This window comes from Streptomyces sp. NBC_00306, from assembly GCF_036169555.1.
Lineage (GTDB): Bacteria > Actinomycetota > Actinomycetes > Streptomycetales > Streptomycetaceae > Streptomyces > Streptomyces achmelvichensis.
Map to the genome: position 1 here is coordinate 546,349 of NZ_CP108032.1, position 20,905 is coordinate 567,253.

At 71.1% G+C, this 20,905-nt stretch carries 20 protein-coding genes; 6 read left to right on the plus strand and 14 right to left on the minus strand.

The window, feature by feature from the left end; translation table 11 throughout:
• The first annotated feature begins 33 nt into the window (after positions 1-33).
• From OHA05_RS02500 to OHA05_RS02510, 3 genes are read left to right on the plus strand one after another with little or no spacing between them, the layout of a single operon-like run.
• On the plus strand, positions 34-600 hold the full coding sequence (locus OHA05_RS02500; protein WP_328859644.1) for a 2Fe-2S iron-sulfur cluster-binding protein: 567 nt from the start codon (positions 34-36) through the stop codon (positions 598-600).
• The gene (locus OHA05_RS02505) at positions 597-1,601 is read left to right on the plus strand and encodes an FAD binding domain-containing protein (RefSeq protein ID WP_313948085.1); all 1,005 of its coding nucleotides are present in this window, start codon (positions 597-599) and stop codon (positions 1,599-1,601) included. Before OHA05_RS02500 ends, OHA05_RS02505 begins: the two co-directional genes overlap by 4 nt.
• A complete protein-coding gene (locus OHA05_RS02510) occupies positions 1,598-3,700 on the plus strand; it encodes a xanthine dehydrogenase family protein molybdopterin-binding subunit (RefSeq protein ID WP_328859645.1) in 2,103 nt (700 codons plus the stop codon). The genes OHA05_RS02505 and OHA05_RS02510 overlap by 4 nt, the downstream gene beginning before the upstream one ends.
• A 35-nt stretch (positions 3,701-3,735) precedes the next feature.
• On the opposite strand, the gene OHA05_RS02515 is transcribed toward OHA05_RS02510, so the two are convergent.
• From OHA05_RS02515 to OHA05_RS02540, 6 genes are all read right to left on the minus strand, one after another.
• Positions 3,736-4,527, minus strand: coding sequence for a uracil-DNA glycosylase (locus OHA05_RS02515; protein ID WP_328859646.1), 792 nt, complete (start codon positions 4,525-4,527; stop codon positions 3,736-3,738).
• 132 nt (positions 4,528-4,659) lie between these two features.
• A complete protein-coding gene (locus tag OHA05_RS02520; RefSeq protein ID WP_313948082.1) occupies positions 4,660-5,154 on the minus strand; it encodes a hemerythrin domain-containing protein in 495 nt (164 codons plus the stop codon).
• Between the two features lie 79 nt (positions 5,155-5,233).
• A complete protein-coding gene (locus OHA05_RS02525) occupies positions 5,234-6,052 on the minus strand; it encodes an amino acid ABC transporter ATP-binding protein (protein ID WP_313949120.1) in 819 nt (272 codons plus the stop codon).
• A 37-nt stretch (positions 6,053-6,089) separates the two neighbouring features.
• A complete protein-coding gene (locus OHA05_RS02530; RefSeq protein WP_391841285.1) occupies positions 6,090-6,920 on the minus strand; it encodes an amino acid ABC transporter permease in 831 nt (276 codons plus the stop codon).
• Entirely contained in the window at positions 6,887-7,654 is a 768-nt protein-coding gene (locus OHA05_RS02535; protein WP_313949119.1) for an ABC transporter substrate-binding protein, read from the minus strand. The genes OHA05_RS02530 and OHA05_RS02535 overlap by 34 nt, the downstream gene beginning before the upstream one ends.
• A gap of 369 nt (positions 7,655-8,023) precedes the next feature.
• Positions 8,024-8,512 carry a GNAT family N-acetyltransferase gene (locus OHA05_RS02540; protein WP_328859647.1) on the minus strand — a complete coding sequence of 163 codons (489 nt, stop codon included), beginning with the start codon at positions 8,510-8,512 and terminating at the stop codon, positions 8,024-8,026.
• Between the two features lie 188 nt (positions 8,513-8,700).
• Between OHA05_RS02540 and OHA05_RS02545 the strand changes: the two genes are divergently transcribed.
• Positions 8,701-10,599 carry a Xaa-Pro dipeptidyl-peptidase gene (locus tag OHA05_RS02545; protein WP_328859648.1) on the plus strand — a complete coding sequence of 633 codons (1,899 nt, stop codon included), beginning with the start codon at positions 8,701-8,703 and terminating at the stop codon, positions 10,597-10,599.
• A 105-nt stretch (positions 10,600-10,704) separates the two neighbouring features.
• Here the strand turns inward: OHA05_RS02545 and OHA05_RS02550 are convergent, their stop codons facing one another.
• Positions 10,705-11,430, minus strand: coding sequence for a siderophore-interacting protein (locus OHA05_RS02550; RefSeq protein ID WP_328859649.1), 726 nt, complete (start codon positions 11,428-11,430; stop codon positions 10,705-10,707).
• A gap of 109 nt (positions 11,431-11,539) precedes the next feature.
• Here OHA05_RS02550 and OHA05_RS02555 point away from each other — a divergent pair, with 109 nt between their 5' ends.
• The gene (locus OHA05_RS02555) at positions 11,540-14,188 is read left to right on the plus strand and encodes a GNAT family N-acetyltransferase (protein ID WP_328859650.1); all 2,649 of its coding nucleotides are present in this window, start codon (positions 11,540-11,542) and stop codon (positions 14,186-14,188) included.
• A gap of 85 nt (positions 14,189-14,273) precedes the next feature.
• On the opposite strand, the gene hypE is transcribed toward OHA05_RS02555, so the two are convergent.
• The 6 genes from hypE to OHA05_RS02585 form a co-directional block, all read right to left on the minus strand.
• The gene (hypE, locus tag OHA05_RS02560; RefSeq protein ID WP_313949118.1) at positions 14,274-15,263 is read right to left on the minus strand and encodes a hydrogenase expression/formation protein HypE; all 990 of its coding nucleotides are present in this window, start codon (positions 15,261-15,263) and stop codon (positions 14,274-14,276) included.
• Positions 15,264-15,336: 73 nt separating this feature from the next.
• On the minus strand, positions 15,337-16,455 hold the full coding sequence (gene hypD, locus OHA05_RS02565; RefSeq protein ID WP_313948076.1) for a hydrogenase formation protein HypD: 1,119 nt from the start codon (positions 16,453-16,455) through the stop codon (positions 15,337-15,339).
• On the minus strand, positions 16,452-16,805 hold the full coding sequence (locus tag OHA05_RS02570; protein WP_313948075.1) for a HypC/HybG/HupF family hydrogenase formation chaperone: 354 nt from the start codon (positions 16,803-16,805) through the stop codon (positions 16,452-16,454). Before OHA05_RS02570 ends, hypD begins: the two co-directional genes overlap by 4 nt.
• Before the next feature lie 14 nt (positions 16,806-16,819).
• Positions 16,820-19,183 carry a carbamoyltransferase HypF gene (gene hypF, locus OHA05_RS02575; RefSeq protein WP_328859651.1) on the minus strand — a complete coding sequence of 788 codons (2,364 nt, stop codon included), beginning with the start codon at positions 19,181-19,183 and terminating at the stop codon, positions 16,820-16,822.
• Positions 19,180-19,929, minus strand: a complete 750-nt coding sequence (gene hypB, locus OHA05_RS02580) for a hydrogenase nickel incorporation protein HypB (RefSeq protein WP_328859652.1) — start codon at positions 19,927-19,929, stop codon at positions 19,180-19,182. The genes hypF and hypB overlap by 4 nt, the downstream gene beginning before the upstream one ends.
• The gene (locus OHA05_RS02585) at positions 19,913-20,329 is read right to left on the minus strand and encodes a hydrogenase maturation nickel metallochaperone HypA/HybF (protein ID WP_328859653.1); all 417 of its coding nucleotides are present in this window, start codon (positions 20,327-20,329) and stop codon (positions 19,913-19,915) included. Before OHA05_RS02585 ends, hypB begins: the two co-directional genes overlap by 17 nt.
• Positions 20,330-20,406: 77 nt before the next feature.
• Here OHA05_RS02585 and OHA05_RS02590 point away from each other — a divergent pair, with 77 nt between their 5' ends.
• The gene (locus OHA05_RS02590; protein ID WP_313948071.1) at positions 20,407-20,817 is read left to right on the plus strand and encodes a helix-turn-helix transcriptional regulator; all 411 of its coding nucleotides are present in this window, start codon (positions 20,407-20,409) and stop codon (positions 20,815-20,817) included.
• On the opposite strand, the gene OHA05_RS38205 is transcribed toward OHA05_RS02590, so the two are convergent.
• Positions 20,793-20,900 (minus strand): DUF6893 family small protein, encoded by a 108-nt coding sequence (locus OHA05_RS38205; RefSeq protein WP_413777804.1) that lies wholly within the window; start codon positions 20,898-20,900, stop codon positions 20,793-20,795. The genes OHA05_RS02590 and OHA05_RS38205 overlap by 25 nt on opposite strands.
• Between the last annotated feature and the right edge of the window lie 5 nt (positions 20,901-20,905).

Consider the following 20,905-nt stretch of genomic DNA (forward strand, 5'->3'; position numbering starts at 1 on the left):
AGCGCCGGACGAGCGAGCGAAGGGCACTGCGCCGTGGAGCCAACCAGCCGACCGGAGGGCACGGTCACCCAGAGCCCGGTGAGCGTCCACCGCTCCTCCCTCACCCTCCGGGTGAACGGAACCCAGCGCCCTCTGACACTCGACCACAGGACCACCGTCCTGGACGTGCTGCGGGAGCATCTGGATCTGACGGGTACGAAGAAGGGCTGCGACCACGGACAGTGCGGCGCCTGCACCGTGCTCGTCGACGGCCGTCGCGCCAACAGCTGTCTGCTGCTCGCGGTCGCCCACGACGGGGCGGACATCACCACCGTCGAAGGCCTCGCCGACGGCGCGTCGCTCCACCCGTTGCAGGAGGCGTTCATCGCGCGGGACGCCCTCCAGTGCGGCTACTGCACCCCGGGCCAGCTCTGCTCCGCGGTCGGCATGCTGACCGAGGCGGCCGACGGGCACCCCTCCCATGTGACACCGCCGGAGTACACGGGCGGCGGTGAGGCGGAGCTGACCCCCATGGAGATCCGGGAGCGCATGAGCGGCAATCTGTGCCGCTGCGGCGCCTACCCGTCCATCGTCCGGGCGATCGAGGACGTGGCGCGGTGAAACCCTTCGCGTACCTCCGCGCGGCCACCGCCGATCACGCCATCGACACCTTCGCCTCCCACCCCGGAGCGCAGTACCTCGCCGGCGGCACCAATCTCGTGGACCTCATGAAGCTCGGTGTCACCGCGCCGGAGCTGCTCATCGACATCCGCCGGCTGCCGTTCGACCGGATCTCCGACACCCCCGAGGGCGGGCTGCGTATCGGAGCGGGCGTGCGCAACAGCGATCTCGCCGCCCACCCCGGCGTCCGGTCCCGCTACCCCTGCCTGTCCCAGGCGCTGCTCGCCGGCGCGTCCGGCCAGCTGCGCAACACCGCGACCACCGGCGGGAATCTGCTCCAGCGCACACGGTGCCCGTACTTCCAGGACACGACGAAACCCTGCAACAAGCGGCTCCCCGGCAGCGGGTGCCCCGCACGGGAGGGCGCCCACCGGGATCTCGCGGTCATCGGCCACTCCGACCACTGCGTCGCCACCCATCCGTCGGACATGGCCGTGGCCCTGTCCGCGCTCAACGCCACCGTGCATCTGTACGGCCCGGAGGGTGAGCGTGCCGTGCCCGTCACCGACTTCCACCGGCTCCCGGGCGACCACCCCGAGCAGGACACCGTCATCCGGCCGGGTGAGCTGATCACCGCCGTGGAACTGCCGCCCGGCCCCATCGGCGTCCGCTCCCGGTACCGCAAGGCCCGCGACCGGGCGTCCTACGCCTTCGCCCTCGTGTCCGTCGCCGCCGTGCTGGACCTCGAACAGGGCGCCGTGCGCTACGCGGCCCTCGCGTTCGGCGGGCTCGCCCACCGCCCCTGGCGCGCTCGCGTCGCCGAGGAGGCACTGCACGGTGCGCCCGCGACCCCGGAAAGCTTCGCCCGGGCCGTGGAAGCCGAGCTGGCCGCCGCATCGCCGCTGCGGGACAACGGATTCAAGGTGCCGCTCGCCCGCAATCTCGCCGTCAGCGTGCTGACCGGGCTCGCCCCACACCCGAACAGCGAGGACCTGTCATGACGCAGACACCGGGCGTTCTGGGGTCGCCTGCCGTACGCCGGGAGGCCGCCGACAAGGTCACGGGCGTCGCACGCTACGCGGCCGAGCACACCGCACCGGGCTGTCTCTATGCCTGGCCCGTCCCGGCCACCATCGGCCGGGGGCGGGTCACCGCCGTCCACGCGGACGAGGTGCTCGCTCTGCCGGGCGTGCACGAGGTGCTCACCCACGAGAACGCGCCCCGGCTGGAGCCTCCCGACGACGCCAACCTCGCGGTCCTCCAGAGCGCCGAGGTTCCCCACCGCGGCTGGTACGTGGCCCTCGTCGTCGCCGACAGCCCGGAGAACGCCCAAGCGGCCGCCGACGCGCTGAGGGTGGAGTACGACGAGGAGAAGCCCGACGTCACGCTCACGGCCGACCACCCGGGCCTCTACACACCGGAGGAGGCCAACGCCGGCGCGGCCGGCCTGCGAGAGCGCGGGGACTTCGACGGAGCCTTCGCCTCGGCGTCCGTACAGGTCGACGCGACGTACAGCATGATCGCGCTGCACAACCACCCCATGGAGCCGCATGCCGCGACCGCGTGGTGGCTGGACGGACATCTGACGGTCTACGACAGCAGCCAGGGCGCAAGTACCGTACGCGACACCCTCGCCGCGATGTTCGGGCTGCGGCAGGGGAAGATCACCGTGTTCTCCGAACACGTCGGAGGCGGCTTCGGTTCCAAGGGCACGCCCCGGCCCCAGGTGGTGCTGGCCGCGATGGCCACCCGTCACACCGGGCTGCCCGTCAAGGTGGTGTTCCCCCGCCGCCAGATGGCAGCGGTCGTCGGTCACCGCGCGCCCACGATCCAGCGGGTGCGGATCGGCTCGGACACCGACGGCGTGATCAGGGCCCTCGCCCACGAGGTCGTCACGCAGACGTCCACGATCAGGGAGTTCGTCGAGCAGGCGGCCGTTCCCGCCCGCATCATGTACACCTCGCCGAACAGCCGTACGAGTCACCGGGTCACCGCGCTGGACGTCCCTACCCCCTCCTGGATGCGGGCGCCCGGCGAGGCGTCCGGCATGTACGCCCTGGAGTCGGCCATGGACGAACTGGCCGTGGCCGCCGGCGTGGACCCGGTACTTCTGCGGCTGCGCAACGAGCCGGACGAGGAGCCCGACAGCGGCCGACCTTTCAGCAGCCGTCATCTCACCGAGTGCCTCGCCGAAGGGGCCCGGCTCTTCGGCTGGCAGCCCAGGGACCCGCAGCCGGGCATCCGCCGCGAGGGCGCCCTCCTTCTGGGCACCGGGGTCGCGGCCGCCACCTACCCGGTTCAGGTGAGCGCCTCCAGCGCCTCGGCGCATGCCGCCGCCGACGGCACGTTCCGCATCCGGGTCAACGCGACGGACATCGGCACCGGGGCCCGAACCGTGCTCGGGCAGATCGCGGCGGACGCGCTCGGGGTACCGCTGGAGTCCGTCCGTGTGGACATCGGCAGCAGCGACCTGCCCCATGCCCCGCTGGCGGGCGGCTCGTCGGGGACGGCGTCCTGGGGCTGGTCGGTGCACAAGGCCTGCCGGACCCTCGTCGAGCGTCTGCACGGGCTGGTGGACAAGCTGCCGGCGCAGGGACTGACGGTGACCGTCGACACGGAGGAGGAGACGGCGAAGGAATCCCCCTACTCACGGCATGCGTTCGGCGCGCAGTTCGCCGAGGTCCAGGTCGACACGGTGACGGGCGAGGTCCGCGTCCGCCGACTGCTCGGGATGTTCGCGGCCGGCCGGATCCTCAACGCCCGTACCGCCCGCTCCCAGTTCACCGGCGCGATGACGATGGGCATCGGCATGGCGCTCACGGAGGGCAGCCATCTGGACCCGGTCTTCGGCGACTTCACCGAGAGCGACCTGGCGTCGTACCACGTGCCGGCGAACGCCGATGTCCCGGAGATCGAGGCGCACTGGATCGACGAGGAGGACGATCACCTCAACCCGATGGGCAGCAAGGGCATCGGGGAGATCGGCATCGTGGGCGCGGCAGCGGCGATCGGTAACGCCGTCCATCACGCCATCGGGGTGCGGTTGCGGGAGCTGCCGCTCACCCCGGATGTCGTCCTGCCGCACATGGCGTCGCTGTGAGGTTCCGCCTCGCGCCATGAGCGGAGAAGGGCATCTCACCCGTCCCGTCGATCCAGGCCGGCGAGGTGCGCGGCGCGGTCGAAGACCTCCACGAGCATCGGCGCAGTGAGCCGTCCCGTGGAGGTGTTGCGCATGCTCGGGTGGTAGCAGCCGAGCAGATGCAGATCGCGGGCGTCACCGGCGGCGGGCAGGACAACGTGCACACCGTGACCGAACACCGGTCGGCGCGGAGGGAGTTGATAGCCCGCGTCACGCAGCACGGGCAGCAGGGCCTGCCAGCCGAATGCCCCGAGTACGACGATCACCCGCAGCGAGGGGGCGAGCAGCTCGATCTCGCGTGCCAGCCACGGGCGGCAGGTGTCCCGCTCGGCCGGGGTGGGCTTGTTCTGCGGCGGCGCGCAGCGGACGGGCGCCGTGATCCGCAACCCGTACAGTTCCAGGCCGTCGTCGATGTCGGTGCACGTCGGGCGAGAGGCGAGTCCGACCTGGTACAGCGCCTTGACGAGGAAGTCTCCCGAGGGGTCGCCGGTGAACATGCGGCCGGTCCGGTTGGCACCGTGGGCCGCGGGGGCGAGTCCGACCACGCCCAGAGCCGCGTCCGTGGGGCCGAAGCCGGGCACGGGACGGCCCCAGTAATCCCAGTCCCGGAACGCCGCCCGCTTCACCACGGCGACCTCCTCGCGCCAGGCGACCAGGCGCGGGCACGCGCGGCAGCCGGTGACGACGGCATCCAGCTCGGCGACATCGCCGCAGAGCGGCGCGCGGCGGGCGGGGAAGTCGCCGTCACCGGGCTCGGGCGGCGGACCTGCGGTGTCGTGCGGGCGCATACGTCCACGCTAGTGCGACGGGGCAGGACCCGCTGATCCGAGGACCGCACGGCGGGCCGGGCGGCCGGAGCGCAGAGCTGGGAGCCCGGGGCTCCGGAGTCCCGGCCGCCGTGCGGTCGGACGGTCAGGCGTTCAGGTGCCGGGTGTGCCGAGCAGGCTCTCGGCGTCCCCGGCTCCCGCGGGCAGCGCGTTCAGCGCGGCCACGAGCCGTTTCTCCTCGTAGGCGAAGTGCGACTCCAGCAGCGCGGTGAGGCCCTCCAGCTCGGCCCGTACGCGCGCGGGGTCTACTGCCGCCTCGTCGGCCACGAGATCCTCCACGGCACGCAGAATCTCGGTGACTGTCTGATGGTCGTGCTCCAACTCCTCGATGACGGGGCGGAGTTCAGGGTGCTGTCGGGCCAGCGCCGGGAAGGCCCCGCCGTCCTCACCGGTGTGGTGCCGGGTGAGGGCCGTGCAGAAGGCCAGACAGTGTGCCCGCAGCTCCCGGGGCCGCGCGCCCCGGCCTTCGAGCCAGGCGTCGGCGTCCTCGCGGAGTTGTTCGAGTTCTTCGCGGAGCGCGAGATGAATGCCGATCAGTTGATTACCGAGGGCCGTGATGCGGCCGTCGGGTTCGACAGGGGTGTCCATCTGTGTCCCATGGTGCGGCGCCTCCATGTCCACGGCGGTCTCTTTGCCGGGTACACCGCGACGCTGACGTGGGATCCCATCACTCTTCGGACGGCCCGTCAACCGACTTCCGCAGCCGGTCCTGCGATTCGGCCACGGGTGCGGCGGCAGCGGCCGGATCGAGGATGCGGTTGAGGAAGTTCCTCGTCCGCTCGTGCTGCGGGTCGCCCACGACCTGCGCCGCCGGCCCCTGCTCGACGATCACACCCTCGTCCATGAACACGACCCGGTCGGCGACCTCGCGGGCGAAGCTCATCTCATGGGTGACGACCATCATCGTCATGCCCTCGGCGGCGAGGAGCCGCATGACCGACAGCACATCGCCGACCAGTTCGGGGTCGAGCGCCGAGGTCGGCTCGTCGAAGAGCATCACCGCGGGGCCCATCGACAGGGCCCGTGCGATCGCGACCCGCTGCTGCTGTCCGCCGGACAACTGCGCCGGGTAGGCGTCCGCCTTGTCTGCGAGACCGACGCGTGCCAGGTTCTCCCGGGCGACCGCGGCGGCCTGCGCCTTGTCCCGGCGGAGCACCCTGCGCTGGGGCAGGGTGAGGTTCTCGGTGACGCTCACGTGCGGGAACAGGTTGAACTGCTGGAAGACCATGCCGATACGACGGCGCACGGCGTCGATGTCGACATCGAGGTCGGTGACCTCGGTGCCGCCGACGAAGACCTGGCCCTCGTTCGGCTCCTCCAGCAGGTTCACACAGCGCAGCAGTGTCGACTTGCCCGAGCCGGACGGCCCGATGACACACACCACCTCGCCGCGGCCGATCTCCAGGTCGATGCCCCGCAGGACGTGGTTGTCCCCGAAGGACTTGTGCAGCCCTCGGATCTCGATCTCCGGGCGGTCGGTGGCCATGGTTTCCGCGGTCTCCGTCTTTTTCGGCATCTCGTCCTCACCTGGCCTTGTCGGCGCGCGCTTCGAGGCGGCGCACCACGAAGCTCAGCGGCACGGTCACGAGGAGGTAGCACAGGCCCGCGACCAGGATCGGTGTGGAGTTGGCCGTCTCGCTCGCGAGGTCACGGCCGAACTTCGTCAGTTCCCGTTCCTCCAGCGTCACGCCGAGGAACAGCACCAGCGAGGAGTCCTTGAACAGCAGGACGAGTTCGTTGGTGAGCGGCGGGATGACGATGCGGAAGGCCTGCGGGATGATCACGGACACCATGGCGCGGGCGTGCGAGAAGCCCAGCGACCGGGCGGCCTCCATCTGTCCCTTGGGGACCGCCTGAATGCCCGCCCGAATCGTTTCCGCCATATAGGCGGCCGCGACCAGACCGAGGCCGAGCGCGACCTTGCCGTAGGTGCCACCGGGGATCTCCACCCCCGGGAACGCGAGGGGGACCGCCACGCCGACGAAGATGAAGATCAGCAGGGCGGGCAGGCCGCGGAAGACCTCGATGTAGACGCCGGCGAACCACCGGTAGGGCGCCACCGAGGAGAGCCGCATCAGCGCGATGATCAGCCCGAGCACCAGCCCGAAGATGAACCCGGAGAGGGTGTACACCACCGTGTTGCGCAGGGCGATGGTGATGATGTCCGGGAAGAGCCGCGACGCCAGGTCGGTCTGCGCGAACTGCTGCTGGAGCCGGCCCCAGTCGGCGAAGACGCCGATCAGGACCAGCACCGCCACGAAGACCGCGTACTGGATGCCCTGCGAGATGCGGCGTTGCTGCCGCTTGGTCAGCCGAGAGGTCACGACGAAGCCTTGGGCAGCGGACCGATCCACTGCTGGTAGAGCTTGTCGTAGGTGCCGTCGGCGCGGGCGTCGGTGATCGCCTTGTTGAGCGCGGCGAGGAGCTTGGCGTTGCCCTTCTTCACCGTGAAGCCGTACTGCTCACCGGTCTCGATGTTCTGCCCGAGGGCGAACTCGGCGGCGTTCTTCTTGTCCTTGAGCCAGCCCTGGACGACGGGGTAGTCGATGACGACGGCGTCGACCTGGCCCGTGCGCAGACCGTTGAGGACGGCGTCGGAGCTCTCGAAGGCGACGGGGTTGAAGCCCTGCTCCTTGGCGTAGCTCTCGCCGGTGGTCTCCGCCTGTGCGCCGAGCTTCTTGTTCTTGGCCTTCACGTCGGCGAGCGAGGTCACACCGCTCTTCTTGGTGGCGAGGAGGGCCTGGGTGGCGTCGAAGTAGGGCACGGTGAAGTCGACGTTCTTCTTGCGCTCCTCGGTGATCGTCATGCCGGCGGCCGCGAGGTCGCACTCGCCGGAGTTGAGGAAGGCACCGGTCTTGAAGTTCTCGAACGGGGTGTCGAGGATCTTCTGTTCGACCTTGAGGTTCTTCGCCGCCAGGTCCACCAGGGCGACGTCGAAGCCGACGATCTTGCCGTTCTTCTCGAACTGGAACGGCGGGTAGGGCAGATGGGTGCAGGTGGTCAACTTGCCCTTCTCCACGACGGGCACGCCGCCCGCCGCCTCTCCCGGACCGTCGCTGCCGGAGGAACAGCCGACGGCAAGGAACATCCCCGCGGCGGCAGCACCGGCCGCGGCGCGGATGCGGAAGCTGCTGCGGTGACTGCGGTGTCCTCTGGCCGTCCAGAACACGGTTGACCTCCATGGGGTACAGGGCGGGCGGTGACACGACGAGACCGTCCGTCGCGATCGTAAGGCACCGGCGGCGGTAGGTGAGGGAGCTGTCCACCATGCGTTCGGGCCGGTCCGACACGGTGTCCGGCCTGCGGCTCTGCGTGATCGTCGACCCCGCCCATGAGCCGGGCGAATGGCCGGAAAGGGGGTCGCGGACAGCGGTACCGTCGCCGTATCGCGGACGGACAGGGGTGGTCGTCCGGCCGGGGGGGCAGTCAGAGTGGTCGTCCGGCGCGGGGGGCGCGGTCAGATCGTGTCGATGACCAGCTCCGGACGGTCCCACATCACCGCGGGCGGGCAGGCGCGGACGGTGCCGGTCCGCCGGGCACCGACACTCAGATAGAAGCCTTCGGCGGGCGGATGGGCGACGACGCGTACGGCTTCGATCCCGGCGGCCTTCGCCTCGGCGACCATGTGGGCGACGAGGAGCCGGCCGATGCCCCGGCCCTGGGCGCTGTCCGCGACGAACATCAGGTCCAGTTCGGGCGGGTCGAGGAGCAGCGCGTAGAAGCCGAGTACGGTGCCGGTCTCGTCGGCCGCGACGAAGACCCGGTGGGTGTCGATGTAGTCGGGGCCGACCCGGTAGCCGGAGACCAGCGGGGCGTAGGGGCCCTCGTAGGCGCGTGACCTTCGCACCAGCGCGGTGAGCCGTTTCGCGTCCCGGACGGTGGCCCGCCGGATCAGCGCGGCCTGCCGCCGCCGGCCCCGGCCGGCTCCTGTCATGTCCGACTGCATGGAACGAGTATGACCCGCCTGTGATCGGTCGGTGATCCGCCGGGATCAGATCGGAAAAGGAGCCGAGGGCGGCTCTTTGCGCCATGGGGCGGAAGTGGCGGGAGCGTGTCTGGCGTGGGGCGCGTGCACGCGGTGGAATGTGCGCGCGCTCCCCGCGTGATCGTCACCTTCCGGGCCCTGGAGACACGATGGCGAGACCCACCGCATTACGTACGGCACGCAGGCTCGGCGTCACCGCGCTCGCCGCCTCCCTGCTCGCCGCGCTTCCGGCGCCGGTGGCGCACGGTGACGACGAGCCGGCGTTGAAGATCGTCGGGAACCGGACCGAACCCGCCTTCTCCCGCGCCGACGCCGTCTCGCAGCTCGTCGACGTCGAGACCGAGGCGGACAGCGATCACGACGGCAGACGGGACACGGTCCGGATGCGGATCCTGCGTCCGAAGGAGACGGACGCCGGGCTGAGGGTCGCCACGATCATCGAGGCGAGTCCGTACTGGGGCGGCGGCAACGATGTGCCGTTCCACCCGGTGGATCTCGACGAGGACGGTCTGCCCGACGGCCGTCGGCTCGGCGACCGGACCCGGCTGCCGGGGCTCATCGGTCCTTCGGTGCCGTTCTCCGGCTACACCGACAACTACTTCCTGCCGCGCGGGTACGCGGTCGCGCAGGTCGACAGCCTCGGCACCGGTGACTCGACCGGCTGCCCGACCTCCGGCGGACGCAATGAGACGCTCGGCGCCAAGGCGGCCGTGGACTGGCTGAACGGCCGTGCCAGGGGCTGGGATCCGGCCGGGCGGCCGGTGGGCGCCGCATGGTCGACGGGCAACGCGGCCATGATGGGGATCTCCTACAACGGGACGCTGCCGACCGCCGTCGCCGGGACGGGTGTGAGAGGTCTGAAGGCCATCGTGCCGATCTCCGGGATCTCCTCCTGGTACGACTACTACCGGGCGGGCGGCGGGGTGGTGGCTCCGGGCGGCTTTCAGGGCGAGGACACCGACGTTCTCGCCAAAGGCGTCTACAGCCGCACCGACCGCGAGATCTGCCGGCCGGTGCTGGACCGCCTCACGGCGGAGCAGGACCGCGTCACCGGCGACTGGAGCAGGTTCTGGGCCGAGCGCGACTACCTCCGGGATGTCGGCAGGATCCGCGCCGGCGTCTTCGCGGTGCACGGCGGCAACGACTGGAACGTGAAGACGCAGCACTTCGGCCAGTTGTGGCAGGCGCTGAAGAAGCACGACGTGCCGCGCAAGTTGTGGCTGCACCAGGCCGGTCACATCAACCCGATGCCCCTGCGGATGGAGGAATGGCTTCGCCAGCTGCACCAGTGGTTCGACTACTGGCTGTACGACCTGGACAACGGCGCGCTCGACGAGCCGCCGGTCGAGGTCGAGCAGGCGGACTTCAGCTGGCGACGTCAGTCCGACTGGCCTGCCCGCGGCACGCGCGATCTGACGCTGCGTCTGGGAGTCCGTGGGCTGGAGGCGTTGCCGGGAGCGCAGGTGAAGCAGTCACTCACGGACGCGGGCCGCACCCTGCCGGCGGAGACGCTGGTGGCCGATCCCGACAGCGCCGACCCGCACCGGCTCGCGTACACGACCGGCCCGCTGCCGAGCGATCTGCGGGTCAACGGTGTGCCCGAGGTGTCGGTGCGTGCCTCGCTGGACGGGACATCGCCGTATGTCACGGCGCTGCTCGTCGACTACGGCCTGGACACCCGGGCAACCGCGGGCACGGTGGCCGACACGTCGCAGCTCGTCTGCTACGGCGAGGGCATCCCCGGGGACACCGGCTGCGCCTACCGCACGGCGCACCGCACCGAGACGACCGACTTCAAGATCGTCTCGCGCGGCTGGCTTGACGCCCGTAACCGGCACTCCCTCTCCCGCGAGGACCGGGTGGTCGAGGGGCGGGAGTACCGGCTGAGGTGGTCGATGCAGCCCCAGGACCATGTGTTCAAGAAGGGGCACCGGCTGGGCGTGGTCCTCATCTCCACCGACCACGACTACACGCTGCGGTACCCGGCGGGGACCCGCATGACCGTACGCACCGGCGTCAGCAGCATCACGCTGCCGGTGGCGCGGTGACAGCGACCCGTCGGGTGTGGGCCGGCGAGGTACGCGTCTCGGCGGAGTACTGACGGGCGCCGGCCGGGGGCGGCCACTGCCGGCCCCGGCGGCGCTCCGTCGTGGTCAGGCCGCGCGCCAGTAACCGAGGGCGTTGACCTGCTCCTTCGGCAGCGCCAGGTCCTTGCGCGCGAAGGTGCTGAGCGAGCGGGTCGTCGCCGTGTCGCAGGCGACCCAGACGTACGCCCCGGGGTTGTCGCGCAGCAGGCCGGGCAGGGCGTCCTTCACCTCGGTGACGAGGTGGTTGCCGGCCTCGCGGCGCGGGACCGGGCGCAGTTCGTGGAGAGCCGGGTCCAGGCGCAGCGGCAGCTCCTTGTCGGAGTCGTGCGTCGTCTCGAACCAGATCACCGCCGGCACCGCGGGGAGCGCCGCGAGCAGGGAGTTGATGGCAGGCAGCGAGGCGGGGTCGCCGACGACGAGGAGCTTGCCGGGGAGCGGGTCGGGCGTGGTGAACCCCGTCCCCTGGAGGGTCGCCTCGACGGTGTCGCCGGGCTGAGCCTTCCGCGCCCATTCGCTCGCGCAGCCGTCGTGCAGTGCGAATTCGAGACTGAACGTCCCCGCGTCGGGGTCGGCGTCCACCAGGGTGTAGGCGCGCTGATGCGGCTTTCCCGCGTTGTCGAACCACACCCGGACCCACATGGTGGGGTGGACCCCGGTCTGCGCCAGCATGCCGCCGTCGGTGAAGTGCACCCGCCGGAAGTGATCGGTGACGTCCTCGCTTCCTGTCACGGTGAATGCGAAGTCCTTGCCTCGCATCAGTTTGAGGACGACGCCCTCCCAGCCATGCCCCACAGCCCGCTCCTTCCCCCTTGGTCCGGGATTGTCTCCCGAACATCCGTGCTCTAATTTAGGCCAGCCTAACCTAAGCACTCGGGGGATTGAGCCAACAGGGCGGGGAAAAGTGGACATCAGGAAATACCGCGACGCCTGGGGGGTCCCGCATCTGCGGGCCGGCAGCGCGGCCGAACTCGCCTGGGCGCAGGGGCACAATGCCGCCCTCGACCGGGCGTGGCAGATCGAGGTGGAGAGACACAGGGCGCGGGGCACCTCCGCGTCCTTCCTGGGAAGCGGCGCCGTCGGCTGGGACCGGTTCGCGCGGCAGTCCCGTCTCGACGACACCGCGCGGCGCTGTTTCGAGCGCCTGGAGCCCGCTACGGCGGCCTGGATCACCAGCTATGTCGACGGGGTCAACGCCGGCCTGGACGAAGGAGCGGGGCGTGCACCGCAGTTCGCGTCGACCGGTCTTCGACCGGCGCCGTGGCAGCCGTGGGTGCCTCTCGCCATCTGGCTGAGCACGCACATCCTCTTCGCGGGCTTCCCCACCAAGTTGTGGCGCGAGGAGGTCGCCAGGGCGCTGGGCGAGGAGGCGATCGATCTGTTCGCCACCGACGGCATGGGCCAGGCGGGCAGCAACGGCTGGCTCGTCGACGGGGACCGTACGGCGAGCGGCGCGCCGCTCATCGCCGGCGACCCGCACCGGTTCATCGAGGACCCGGGCATCTACCAGCAGATCCATCTGGCCTGCCCGGAGTTCGACGTCGTCGGACTGGCCGTGCCGGGAGTCCCCGGCATCGCCCACTTCGGCCACACCGGTTCGGTCGCCTGGGCCATCACCAATGCGATGGCCGACTACCAGGACCTCTACCGCGAGCGATTCCGGGACCGTGACGGGCAGTTGGAGGCCCTCGGCCCGGACGGATGGCGCTCCGTCTCCGTGCACAGCGAGACCATCGAGGTGGCCGACGCCGACCCCGTGACCGTGGAGGTCGTGGAGACCGAACGCGGCCCCGTCATCATCGGCGGTCCCGGCGCGGCCGAGTCGATCAGCCTGCGCATACCACCGCGCATCACCGGCGAACTCGGCTTCGACGCACTGCCCGCGCTGCTGCGGGCCCGCACGGTCGACGACGTGGACCGAGCCTTCGATCGATGGGCCGAGCCGGTCAATGTGGTCCAGGCCGCCGACACCGAGGGCGGGGTGCTGCACCGCGTCGCGGGACGCGTCCCGGTGCGCCACCCCGACAACATGCTGCGCGTCGTACCGGCGTGGGAGGCGGGTCACGACTGGGACGGATGGCACGAGTCACCGCGACGGGGCGTCGACGGCATCGCCGTGATGGCCAACGAGCGGGGCATCGCCGGCCCACTCGGTGTCGAGTTCGCTCCCCCGCACCGGGCCGGGCGCATCCGTACCCTGCTGCACGAGCAGCACTCCTGGACCGCCGCGGGCATGGCCACCGTCCACATGGACACCCAACTGGACTCGGCGAAGCCTCTGTTGCGGCTCGTCGCCGGCGCCGACGGGCTGAGCCCCGAGGCAGCCCGGCTGCGGGAGCGGCTGGTCGGCTGGAACCGGCGGATGGACGCCGACAGCGAGGACGCGGCGGCGTACGCCCGGCTGCGCTCCGTCGTGGTGCGGTTGGTCGCGGAGCACCCGGCGCTCGCGAAGCTCGCCGAGCAGGTCGACCTCGCCGCCTACCCCGAGGCCCTGCGGCCCTGGCTGGCACTGGTCCCCAAGGTCGCCTTCGCCCTGGAAGGGCTGCTCGTGACCTCCGCGCTGCCGGAAATCGACCGCCAGGAGCTCGTGCGGACGGCCCTGGAGGAGGCCGCCGCCGCGGCACCGACCGCTGCCACCTGGGGCGAGACGCACCGGCTCGCGCCCTGGCAGGCGGAGCCGGACGGCGAGCCGGAGGACTGGCCGGGGCTCTCCGGCGACCAGGACTGTGTGCTGTCCACCTCCAGCATCCCGGGCGTCAGCGACCTCAGCGCCCGCGGCCCTGCCGCGCGCTACGTCTGGGACCTGGCCCGCCGCGACGACAGCCTCTGGGTGGTGCCGCTCGGCGCCTCCGGAGCCGCGGGCGACCCGCACCGGCGCGACCAGCTGCCGCTGTGGCTGCACGGCGGTTTCGTCCCCGTCATCACCGACTGGAACCTACTCACCGAGGAAGACATGCCCGCTGAACACACCACCCGCTCCCGTACGGCCGTGCACGAGGCCGCTGTCGACGGGTTCGGCACGGTGCGCATCGTCCCGCTGGATCCCGCCGCCGACTCGGCCCTCGTCCACCGCTGGGTCACCGAGGAACGCGCCCGGTACTGGGGCATGGGCGGTCATACGCGCGAACAGGTCCAGGAGATCTACGAGTTCGTGGACTCGCTCGCCACCCACCACGCCTACCTCGTCCACCTCGACGACGAGCCGGTCGCACTGTTCCAGACGTACGAGCCGGGCGCCGACCCGGTCGGTGAGTGCTACGACGTACAGCCCGGCGACTTCGGCATCCACCTGCTGGTCGGCCCGCCGGCCGAGGGCGGATCGCGGCGCGGCTTCACCAGTGCCCTTCTTGCGGCACTGGTGGGATTCGTCCTCAAGGATCCGCAGGTCCTGCGAGTGGTCGTCGAGCCCGACGCCCGCAACGAGAAGGCCGTCGCCCGCATGGTGCGGTCCGGCTTCGTGCTCGGGCCCGAGATCGACAAGCCGGAGAAGAGGGCGCAGTTGGCCTTCCTCAGCCGTGAAACGCTCGACAGATGGGCGCTCGTCGGACCGTGACACACCCGGCCGCCGGCCGGACCTCCACAGGCACTGACATGCCCGACCGCCGCCGCTGAGCCGGCGGCGGCGGTCGGGTTGTTCGTCAGCAGATGCGCGGGAGTTGCTCGCCGAGCGGCATGTCCACCACACGTGTGCCGCCGAGACCGGTGGCCGCGACCACCATCCCGGCGTGCTCCTCGACGCAATGGCCGATCGCCACGGCCTCCTTGCCCAAGGGGTGCGCGCGCATGGCCGCGAGAACGGCGTCCGCGTGATCCGGCGGGACGAAGGCGACCAGCTTGCCCTCGTTGGCGACGTACAGCGGGTCGAGCCCGAGGAAGGCACAGGCGTTGGCGACCGTGTCGGGCACGGGCAGGGACCGCTCGTCGAGCGTGACGCCCACGCCCCCGGCCGCCGCGATCTCGTTGAGGGAGGTGGCCAGACCACCGCGGGTCGGGTCGCGCAGGACGTGGATGTCCGGGCACACCGCCAGCATGTCCGCCACCAGCCCGGCCAGGCACGCGGTGTCGCTCTGGATCTCGACGCCGAACTCCAGCCCTTCGCGCACGCTCATGATCGCCACACCGTGCACACCGATCGGTCCGCTGACGAGGACCACGTCGCCGGGCGCCGCGCGCTGCGGACGGATGTCGATACCGTCCGGGATCAGGCCGATGCCCGCGGTGTTGATGAAGATGCCGTCGCCGTGGCCCGCGTCGACGACCTTCGTGTCCCCGGTGGCGATGACCACCCCGGCGGTCCTGGCGGCTTCTCCGAGTGCTTCGGCCACCCGCCCGACGAGGGCGAGTTCGACGCCTTCCTCCAGGATGAATCCGCAGGAGAGGTAGGCGGGCACGGCTCCCACCATCGCCAGGTCGTTGACGGTCCCGTTGACCGCGAGGTCGCCGATGCTGCCGCCGGGGAAGAACAGGGGCCGCACCACGAACGAGTCGGTCGAGAACGCGAGACGGGCACCGCCGAGTGTCAGATGTGCGGAGTCGCCCAGTTCGGCGAGGACGTCGCTGCCGAACGCCGGCGCGAAGAGGTGCTCCACCAGCTCGGCGGAGAGCGTCCCGCCGCCGCCGTGCCCCATCACGATCCGCTCGTGATCGCGCAGGGGCGCCGGGCAGGTCCACCCGGAGAAGTCCACGGGTGCCGAAGCGAAGTCAGCCAACGGAACTCGCCTCCTTGTTCGGTGCCTCCAGCCGCCGGTACAGGTAGTACGCGGCGCAGGCGCCCTCGCTGGAGACCATGGTCGCGCCGAGCGGGTTGCGCGGTGTGCACTCCTTGCCGAAGGCGGCGCACTCGTGCGGCTTGATGAGGCCCTGGAGCACCTCGCCGCTGCGGCAGACCGTGGACTCCTCGGTGTCGATGCCGGTCACCGAGAAGCGGTACTCGGCGTCGTACTCCCGGTACTTGGGCGACAGGCGCCAGCCGCTCTGCGGAATCATGCCGATGCCGCGCCACGACCGGTCGGTGACCTCGAAGACGTCGGCCAGCATGGCCTGGGCGGCGGGACTGCCGCCGGCCTGCACGGCGCGGGGGTAGGCGTTCTCCAGCGTGTGCTGCCCGGACTCCAGTTGCCGCACGGCGCGGCGGATGCCCTCCAGGATGTCCAGGGGCTCGAAACCGGTGACCACGATCGGCACCCGGTGCTTCTCGGCGAGACCGGGGTACTCGCCGGTGCCCATGACGGTGCACACATGGCCGGCGGCGAGGAACGCCTCCACCCGGCAGTCCGGGGAGTTCATGATCGCGTCGATGGCCGGGGGCACCCGGACATGGGAGACCAGCAGGCTGAAGTTGGAGATGCCGAGCTTCTTGGCCTGGTACACGGTCATCGCGTTCGGGGGTGCCGTGGTCTCGAAGCCGATGCCGAAGAAGACGACCTGACGGTCCGGGTTCTCCTGCGCGATCCGCAGCGAGTCCAGGGGCGAGTACACGACGCGTACGTCGGCGCCCTCGCTCTTGACCTTGAAGAGGTCGCGGCCGCTGCCGGGCACGCGCAGCATGTCGCCGAAGGAGCAGAAGATCACGTCCGGGCGGGAGGCGATCTCCAGCGCCTTGTCGATGATCTCCAGCGGGGTGACGCACACGGGGCAGCCCGGTCCGTGGATCAGCTGGATCTCCTCGGGGAGCAGCTGGTCGATGCCGTGCCGGATGATCGAGTGCGTCTGTCCGCCGCAGACCTCCATGAGCGACCACGGCTGGGTGGTGACGGCCCGGATGTCGTCGAAGAGCCGCTTGGCGAGGACCGGGTCGCTGAACTCGTCCAGATACTTCATGACCGCGCCTCCTTGTCGGCGGGTTCCACGGGGGTGTCCCCGGCGCCGGGGAGTTCGGTGCCGGCGGGGCGTTCCGCGCCCGCGTCCCGGGCAGCCTTGCCCCAGGCGTCGCCGAACTCCTCCTCGAGCACGCCCAGGTTCTCGAAGAGTTCGAGAGTCTGCTTGGCCGATTCCTCGTCCAGGCGTTGCAGCGCGAAGCCCACATGGACGATCGCGTAGTCCCCGACCTGCATGTCCGGGACGTATTCCAGACACACGTCCTTGACGACGCCGCCGAAGTCCACCTTGGCCATCCGCGTCGCGTCACGTTCCTCGATCTCCAGCACTCTGCCGGGTACGGCCAGACACATGATGCGTTCCTCCCTCACTCCTCGGCTCGGGCGGCGACGATCAGCTGTCCGAGGGCCAGACCGCCGTCGTTGGGCGGCACCCGGCGGTGCCGCAGCACGGTGAAGCCGTCCCGTTCCAGGACGCCGCAGCAGCCTTGTGTCAGCAGGGCGTTGCAGAACACCCCGCCGCTCAGAGCCACCGTTTCGATGCCCGTACGGTGTCGGGCCACCTCACACACCTCCTGGACCAGGGCGATCACGCCCTGGTGGAAACGACGGGCCACGGGCCCGGCCGGAGCCCCGCCGCGCATGTCCGCGACGGCGGCCGCGAGGACCGGCGCCGGATCGGCGATCAGCGGAGCCTCGGGGTCCTCGGTCTCCGCTCTCAGGATGAACCGGTACGCGTCATTCCGCGCGTCGTCGCCGACACTGCCGGTGACATCGGACAGTGCGGCGTTCTCCAGTTCCATCGCGGCCTGCGCCTCGTACTCCACCCGGTGGCAGACCCCCGCCAGCGAGGACACCGCGTCGAAGAGGCGCCCCATGCTGGAGGTGGGCACACAGGCGAGATCGCGCTCCAGCTGACGGTCGAGCAGTCTGCGCTCCCCCGGTGTGGCGACCGCGGTGCACGGCAGGTCGTCCGACCAGGGCAGCCCCGCCGCCCGCAGGTGGGAGAGGGCCATCCGGTAGGGGTTGCGGACGGCCGCGTCGCCGCCCGGCAGCGGCACATAGGCCAGGTGGGCGAACCGCCGGTATCCGTCGTAGTCGGCGATGAGCACCTCACCGCCCCAGACCGCGCCGTCGTCGCCGTACCCCGTGCCGTCGAAGGCGATCCCGATGACCGGTGCCGTGCCGTCCAGGCCGTGTTCGGCCATCGCGGAGGCGACGTGGGCGTGGTGGTGCTGGACCTGGCGCAGGGGCAGTCCGGAGGTCTCGGCCGCGCGTAGCGCCCACTGGGTGGAGCGGTAGCCGGGGTGCCGGTCGGCGATCAGCATCCGGGGGGTGACGGAGGTGAGGTCCGTCAGATGCGCGGTGGCGCGTTCGAACGCGGTCAGGGTAGCCAGATCGTCCATGTCCCCGACGTGCGCGGACATCCAGGCGTAGCGGTCGTCGCCCGCGCAGAAGGTGTTCTTCAGATCGCCGCCCACGGCGAGGGCGGGGACGACGGGTACCGGCAGGGCGACCGGGAAGGGGGCGTAGCCGCGTGAGCGGCGCACGGGCAACTCGGCACCGGCGCAGATCCGGACGACCGAATCGTCGCAGGGCACATGGATGGGGCGGTCGTGCATCAGCCAGGCGTCGGCCAGTCCGTCGAGTCGGGTGAGGGCCTCGGTGTCGTCGGTGACGATGGGCTCGCCTGCGCGGTTCCCGCTGGTCATGACGAGGACGGCGGGACCGGGCGGATCACCGGGCAGTCCGAGGAGCAGCCGGTGCAGGGGGGTGTACGGCAGCATCACGCCGAGGTCAGGGCTGCCGGGCGCGACACCGGGCGCCACGTCGGCGGCGGTCTCGGTCCGGTGACGCCGCAACAGGACGACGGGCTTGCGCGGACCGAGGAGCAACTCCCTTTCCTCGAGACCGACTTCGGCGAGCCGTTCGACCGTTTCCAGCGAGTCCGCCAGCACGGCGAAGGGTTTGTCGCCACGGTTCTTGCGCTTGCGCAGCGTCCGAACGGCCGCGGGATCGCTCGCGTCGCAGGCCAGGTGGTAGCCGCCGACACCCTTCACGGCCAGGACGGCGCCCTGGGCGAGCAGGCTGCGGGCCTCGGCGAGCGCGGCGGCGTCCTGGCGCGAAGCGGTGTCCGCGGTGCCGCGGCGCAGGGTGAGCCGGGGACCGCAGGAGGGGCAGGCGATGGGCTGGGCGTGGAACCGCCGGTCGCCGGGCGCGGTGTACTCGCGCCGGCAGTCGGCGCACATCGGGAACGCGGCCATGGTGGTCCGGTCCCGGTCGTACGGCAGCGAGGTCACCACGGTGAAGCGCGGACCGCAGTGCGTGCAGGTGATGAACGGGTGCCGGTGCCGCCGGTCGGCGGGATCGGCGAGTTCACGCAGGCAGTCGTCGCAGGTTGCGGTGTCCGGGGAGACCAGGGTGCGGCCGGGTCCGCCGGCGGACGGCCGGATGGTGAACCCGTGGTCACCGCTCTGTGGGGGTACGGCGCGGTGCTCGACGGACTCGACGACGGCGAGCGGCGGGGGCTCGGCGGCGATCCGTGTGCAGAAGTCCGCGACGGCTCGCCCCGGGCCCTCCACCTCGGCGACGACTCCGTCCGCGTTGTTGGTGACCCAACCCGTCAGACCGAGTTCTTCGGCGAGGGTGTAGACGAAGGGCCGGAAGCCGACGCCCTGCACGACACCGCGGACGGTGACCTGCCTGCGCTCTCGGCTCCGGTCGCCGGTCATGACACCGGCCCCGGTTCCCGCACCGTGCCGTTCGCGTGGCTGTGCAGATGCTTCTCGTGCTGCCGCGCCAGCACCGGGGTGTGTGTCTCCTCGCCCTCGGCGCCGCGCAGGATGTGGGCGAGGAGCGCGTCGACACCCTCTCCGGTGCGGGCGGAGGTCTCCAGGACCGGAACACCGGGATTGACCTGCTGGACTCCGCCGAGGAACGTCTCGCGCGCGAAGCCCACGGCGTCCGCGAGATCGGTCTTGGTGACGACCACCAGCTGGGCGAGACCGAAGGCCGCCGGGTACTTGACCGGCTTGTCCTCACCCTCGGTCACCGAGGCGAGGGCGATCCGCAGCGTCTCACCGAGGTCGTAGGAGGCGGGGCAGACGAGGTTGCCGACGTTCTCCACGAACAGCAGACGGGTGCCGTCGGGCAGCCAGTCCTCCAGCCGGGCCTGGAGCATCCCTGCCTCCAGATGGCACAGGCCGTCGGTGAGGATCTGCTGCACGGGGGCGCCGGAGCGGGCGAGCCGGGTGGCGTCGTTCTCGGTGGCCAGGTCGGCGGTGACGGCGGCGGCCGGTGTGCCCGCCGCGACCGCGCGGGTCAGCAGTTGTTCGAGCAGGGCGGTCTTGCCGCTGCCGGGGCTGGACATCAGGTTCACGGCGACCGTGCCGCGCGACGCCAGAAAGCGCCTCAGCGCCAGGGCGTTCTCGTCGTTCTTCGCGAGCACGGCCTGGTGGAGGTCAACGGTGCGGCACATGGCTCGTCTCCTCGTCGCGCGTCGTGTCCCGGGCGGTGTCACCCACCGCGGTCCCGTCCGGGCCTTCGTCGGCCACGACCACCCGGACGATCTCCAGTTCCCGGCCGGCGAGCAGGGTCAGCGGGCGCTCGCAGTCGCCGCACCACAGCACCGGGGGCATCCCCGTCGGTGTGTCCCGGCCGCAGCCGTCGCAGTGGGCCTCTCCGTCAACAGTCTCGATCACCAGCCGGGCCCCCGCGAGCAGAGTGCCGTCGGCGGCCAGACCGAAGGAGAAGTCCAGGGCCTCGGGGACCACCGCGACGAGCTCGCCGATCCGCAGGGTCAGCGATTCGACCCGGTCGTCGGGGACCGCGTCCCTCACCTGGTCGATGACGGCCATCGCGATGGAGAGTTCGTGCACGGCGCTCACCTGCCCGGCCCGCGGGCCGCCCCGCCCCGGTGGGCGGACCCGGCCTGCCTGGCTACTCTGAAAGAACGATGGCTGGTCACGAGGTCGAGCGACGGGCTCTGCTCACCCCGGTCCTGCTCCTGCTGCTCGCCGAACGTCGGGGTCATGGCTACGAGCTGGTGCAGCGACTGGGGGCTTTCGGCTGGGCCGAGGCCGAATCGGCGCACGTGTACCGGCTGCTGAGGGGTATGGAGAGCTGCGGGGAGGTCTCCTCGCACTGGCACGCCTCGGCCACGGGTCCCGCGCGCCGGGTGTACTCCATCACCCAGCAGGGCGCGATGGACCTCGCCCTGTGGTTCGTACGCCTCGGTGAGCTGCACAGCACCCTCCACCTCTTCCTCGAGCGGTATGTGCAGCTCGAGGACGTCGCGGGCGGGGGCGGGGAAGCCCCGGACCCCGGTCCGCACCATCCGGATCACATGCGCCGGATGCGCAGGTAACGCCGTACGTCCGGCACGACCCTGGCGACGCCGTAGACCATCGCGAGTCCCACGGCCGCCAGTCCGGCCCAGGTCCATTCCATGTGTG

Excerpts from the sequence above, each read along its gene's own strand:
- hypB (WP_328859652.1), bottom strand. The coding sequence starts at position 19,929 with ATGTGCCGCACCGTTGACCTCCACCAGGCCGTGCTCGCGAAGAACGAC.
- OHA05_RS02545 (WP_328859648.1), top strand. The coding sequence starts at position 8,701 with ATGGCGAGACCCACCGCATTACGTACGGCACGCAGGCTCGGCGTCACC.
- hypF (WP_328859651.1), bottom strand. The coding sequence starts at position 19,183 with ATGACCGGCGACCGGAGCCGAGAGCGCAGGCAGGTCACCGTCCGCGGT.
- OHA05_RS02540 (WP_328859647.1), bottom strand. The coding sequence starts at position 8,512 with ATGCAGTCGGACATGACAGGAGCCGGCCGGGGCCGGCGGCGGCAGGCC.
- OHA05_RS02535 (WP_313949119.1), bottom strand. The coding sequence starts at position 7,654 with ATGTTCCTTGCCGTCGGCTGTTCCTCCGGCAGCGACGGTCCGGGAGAG.
- OHA05_RS38205 (WP_413777804.1), bottom strand. The coding sequence starts at position 20,900 with ATGGAATGGACCTGGGCCGGACTGGCGGCCGTGGGACTCGCGATGGTC.
- OHA05_RS02570 (WP_313948075.1), bottom strand. The coding sequence starts at position 16,805 with ATGTGTCTGGCCGTACCCGGCAGAGTGCTGGAGATCGAGGAACGTGAC.
- hypE (WP_313949118.1), bottom strand. The coding sequence starts at position 15,263 with ATGGGGCACGGCGGCGGCGGGACGCTCTCCGCCGAGCTGGTGGAGCAC.
- OHA05_RS02510 (WP_328859645.1), top strand. The coding sequence starts at position 1,598 with ATGACGCAGACACCGGGCGTTCTGGGGTCGCCTGCCGTACGCCGGGAG.
- OHA05_RS02515 (WP_328859646.1), bottom strand. The coding sequence starts at position 4,527 with ATGCGCCCGCACGACACCGCAGGTCCGCCGCCCGAGCCCGGTGACGGC.
- OHA05_RS02520 (WP_313948082.1), bottom strand. The coding sequence starts at position 5,154 with ATGGACACCCCTGTCGAACCCGACGGCCGCATCACGGCCCTCGGTAAT.
- OHA05_RS02525 (WP_313949120.1), bottom strand. The coding sequence starts at position 6,052 with ATGGCCACCGACCGCCCGGAGATCGAGATCCGAGGGCTGCACAAGTCC.
- hypD (WP_313948076.1), bottom strand. The coding sequence starts at position 16,455 with ATGAAGTATCTGGACGAGTTCAGCGACCCGGTCCTCGCCAAGCGGCTC.
- OHA05_RS02590 (WP_313948071.1), top strand. The coding sequence starts at position 20,407 with ATGGCTGGTCACGAGGTCGAGCGACGGGCTCTGCTCACCCCGGTCCTG.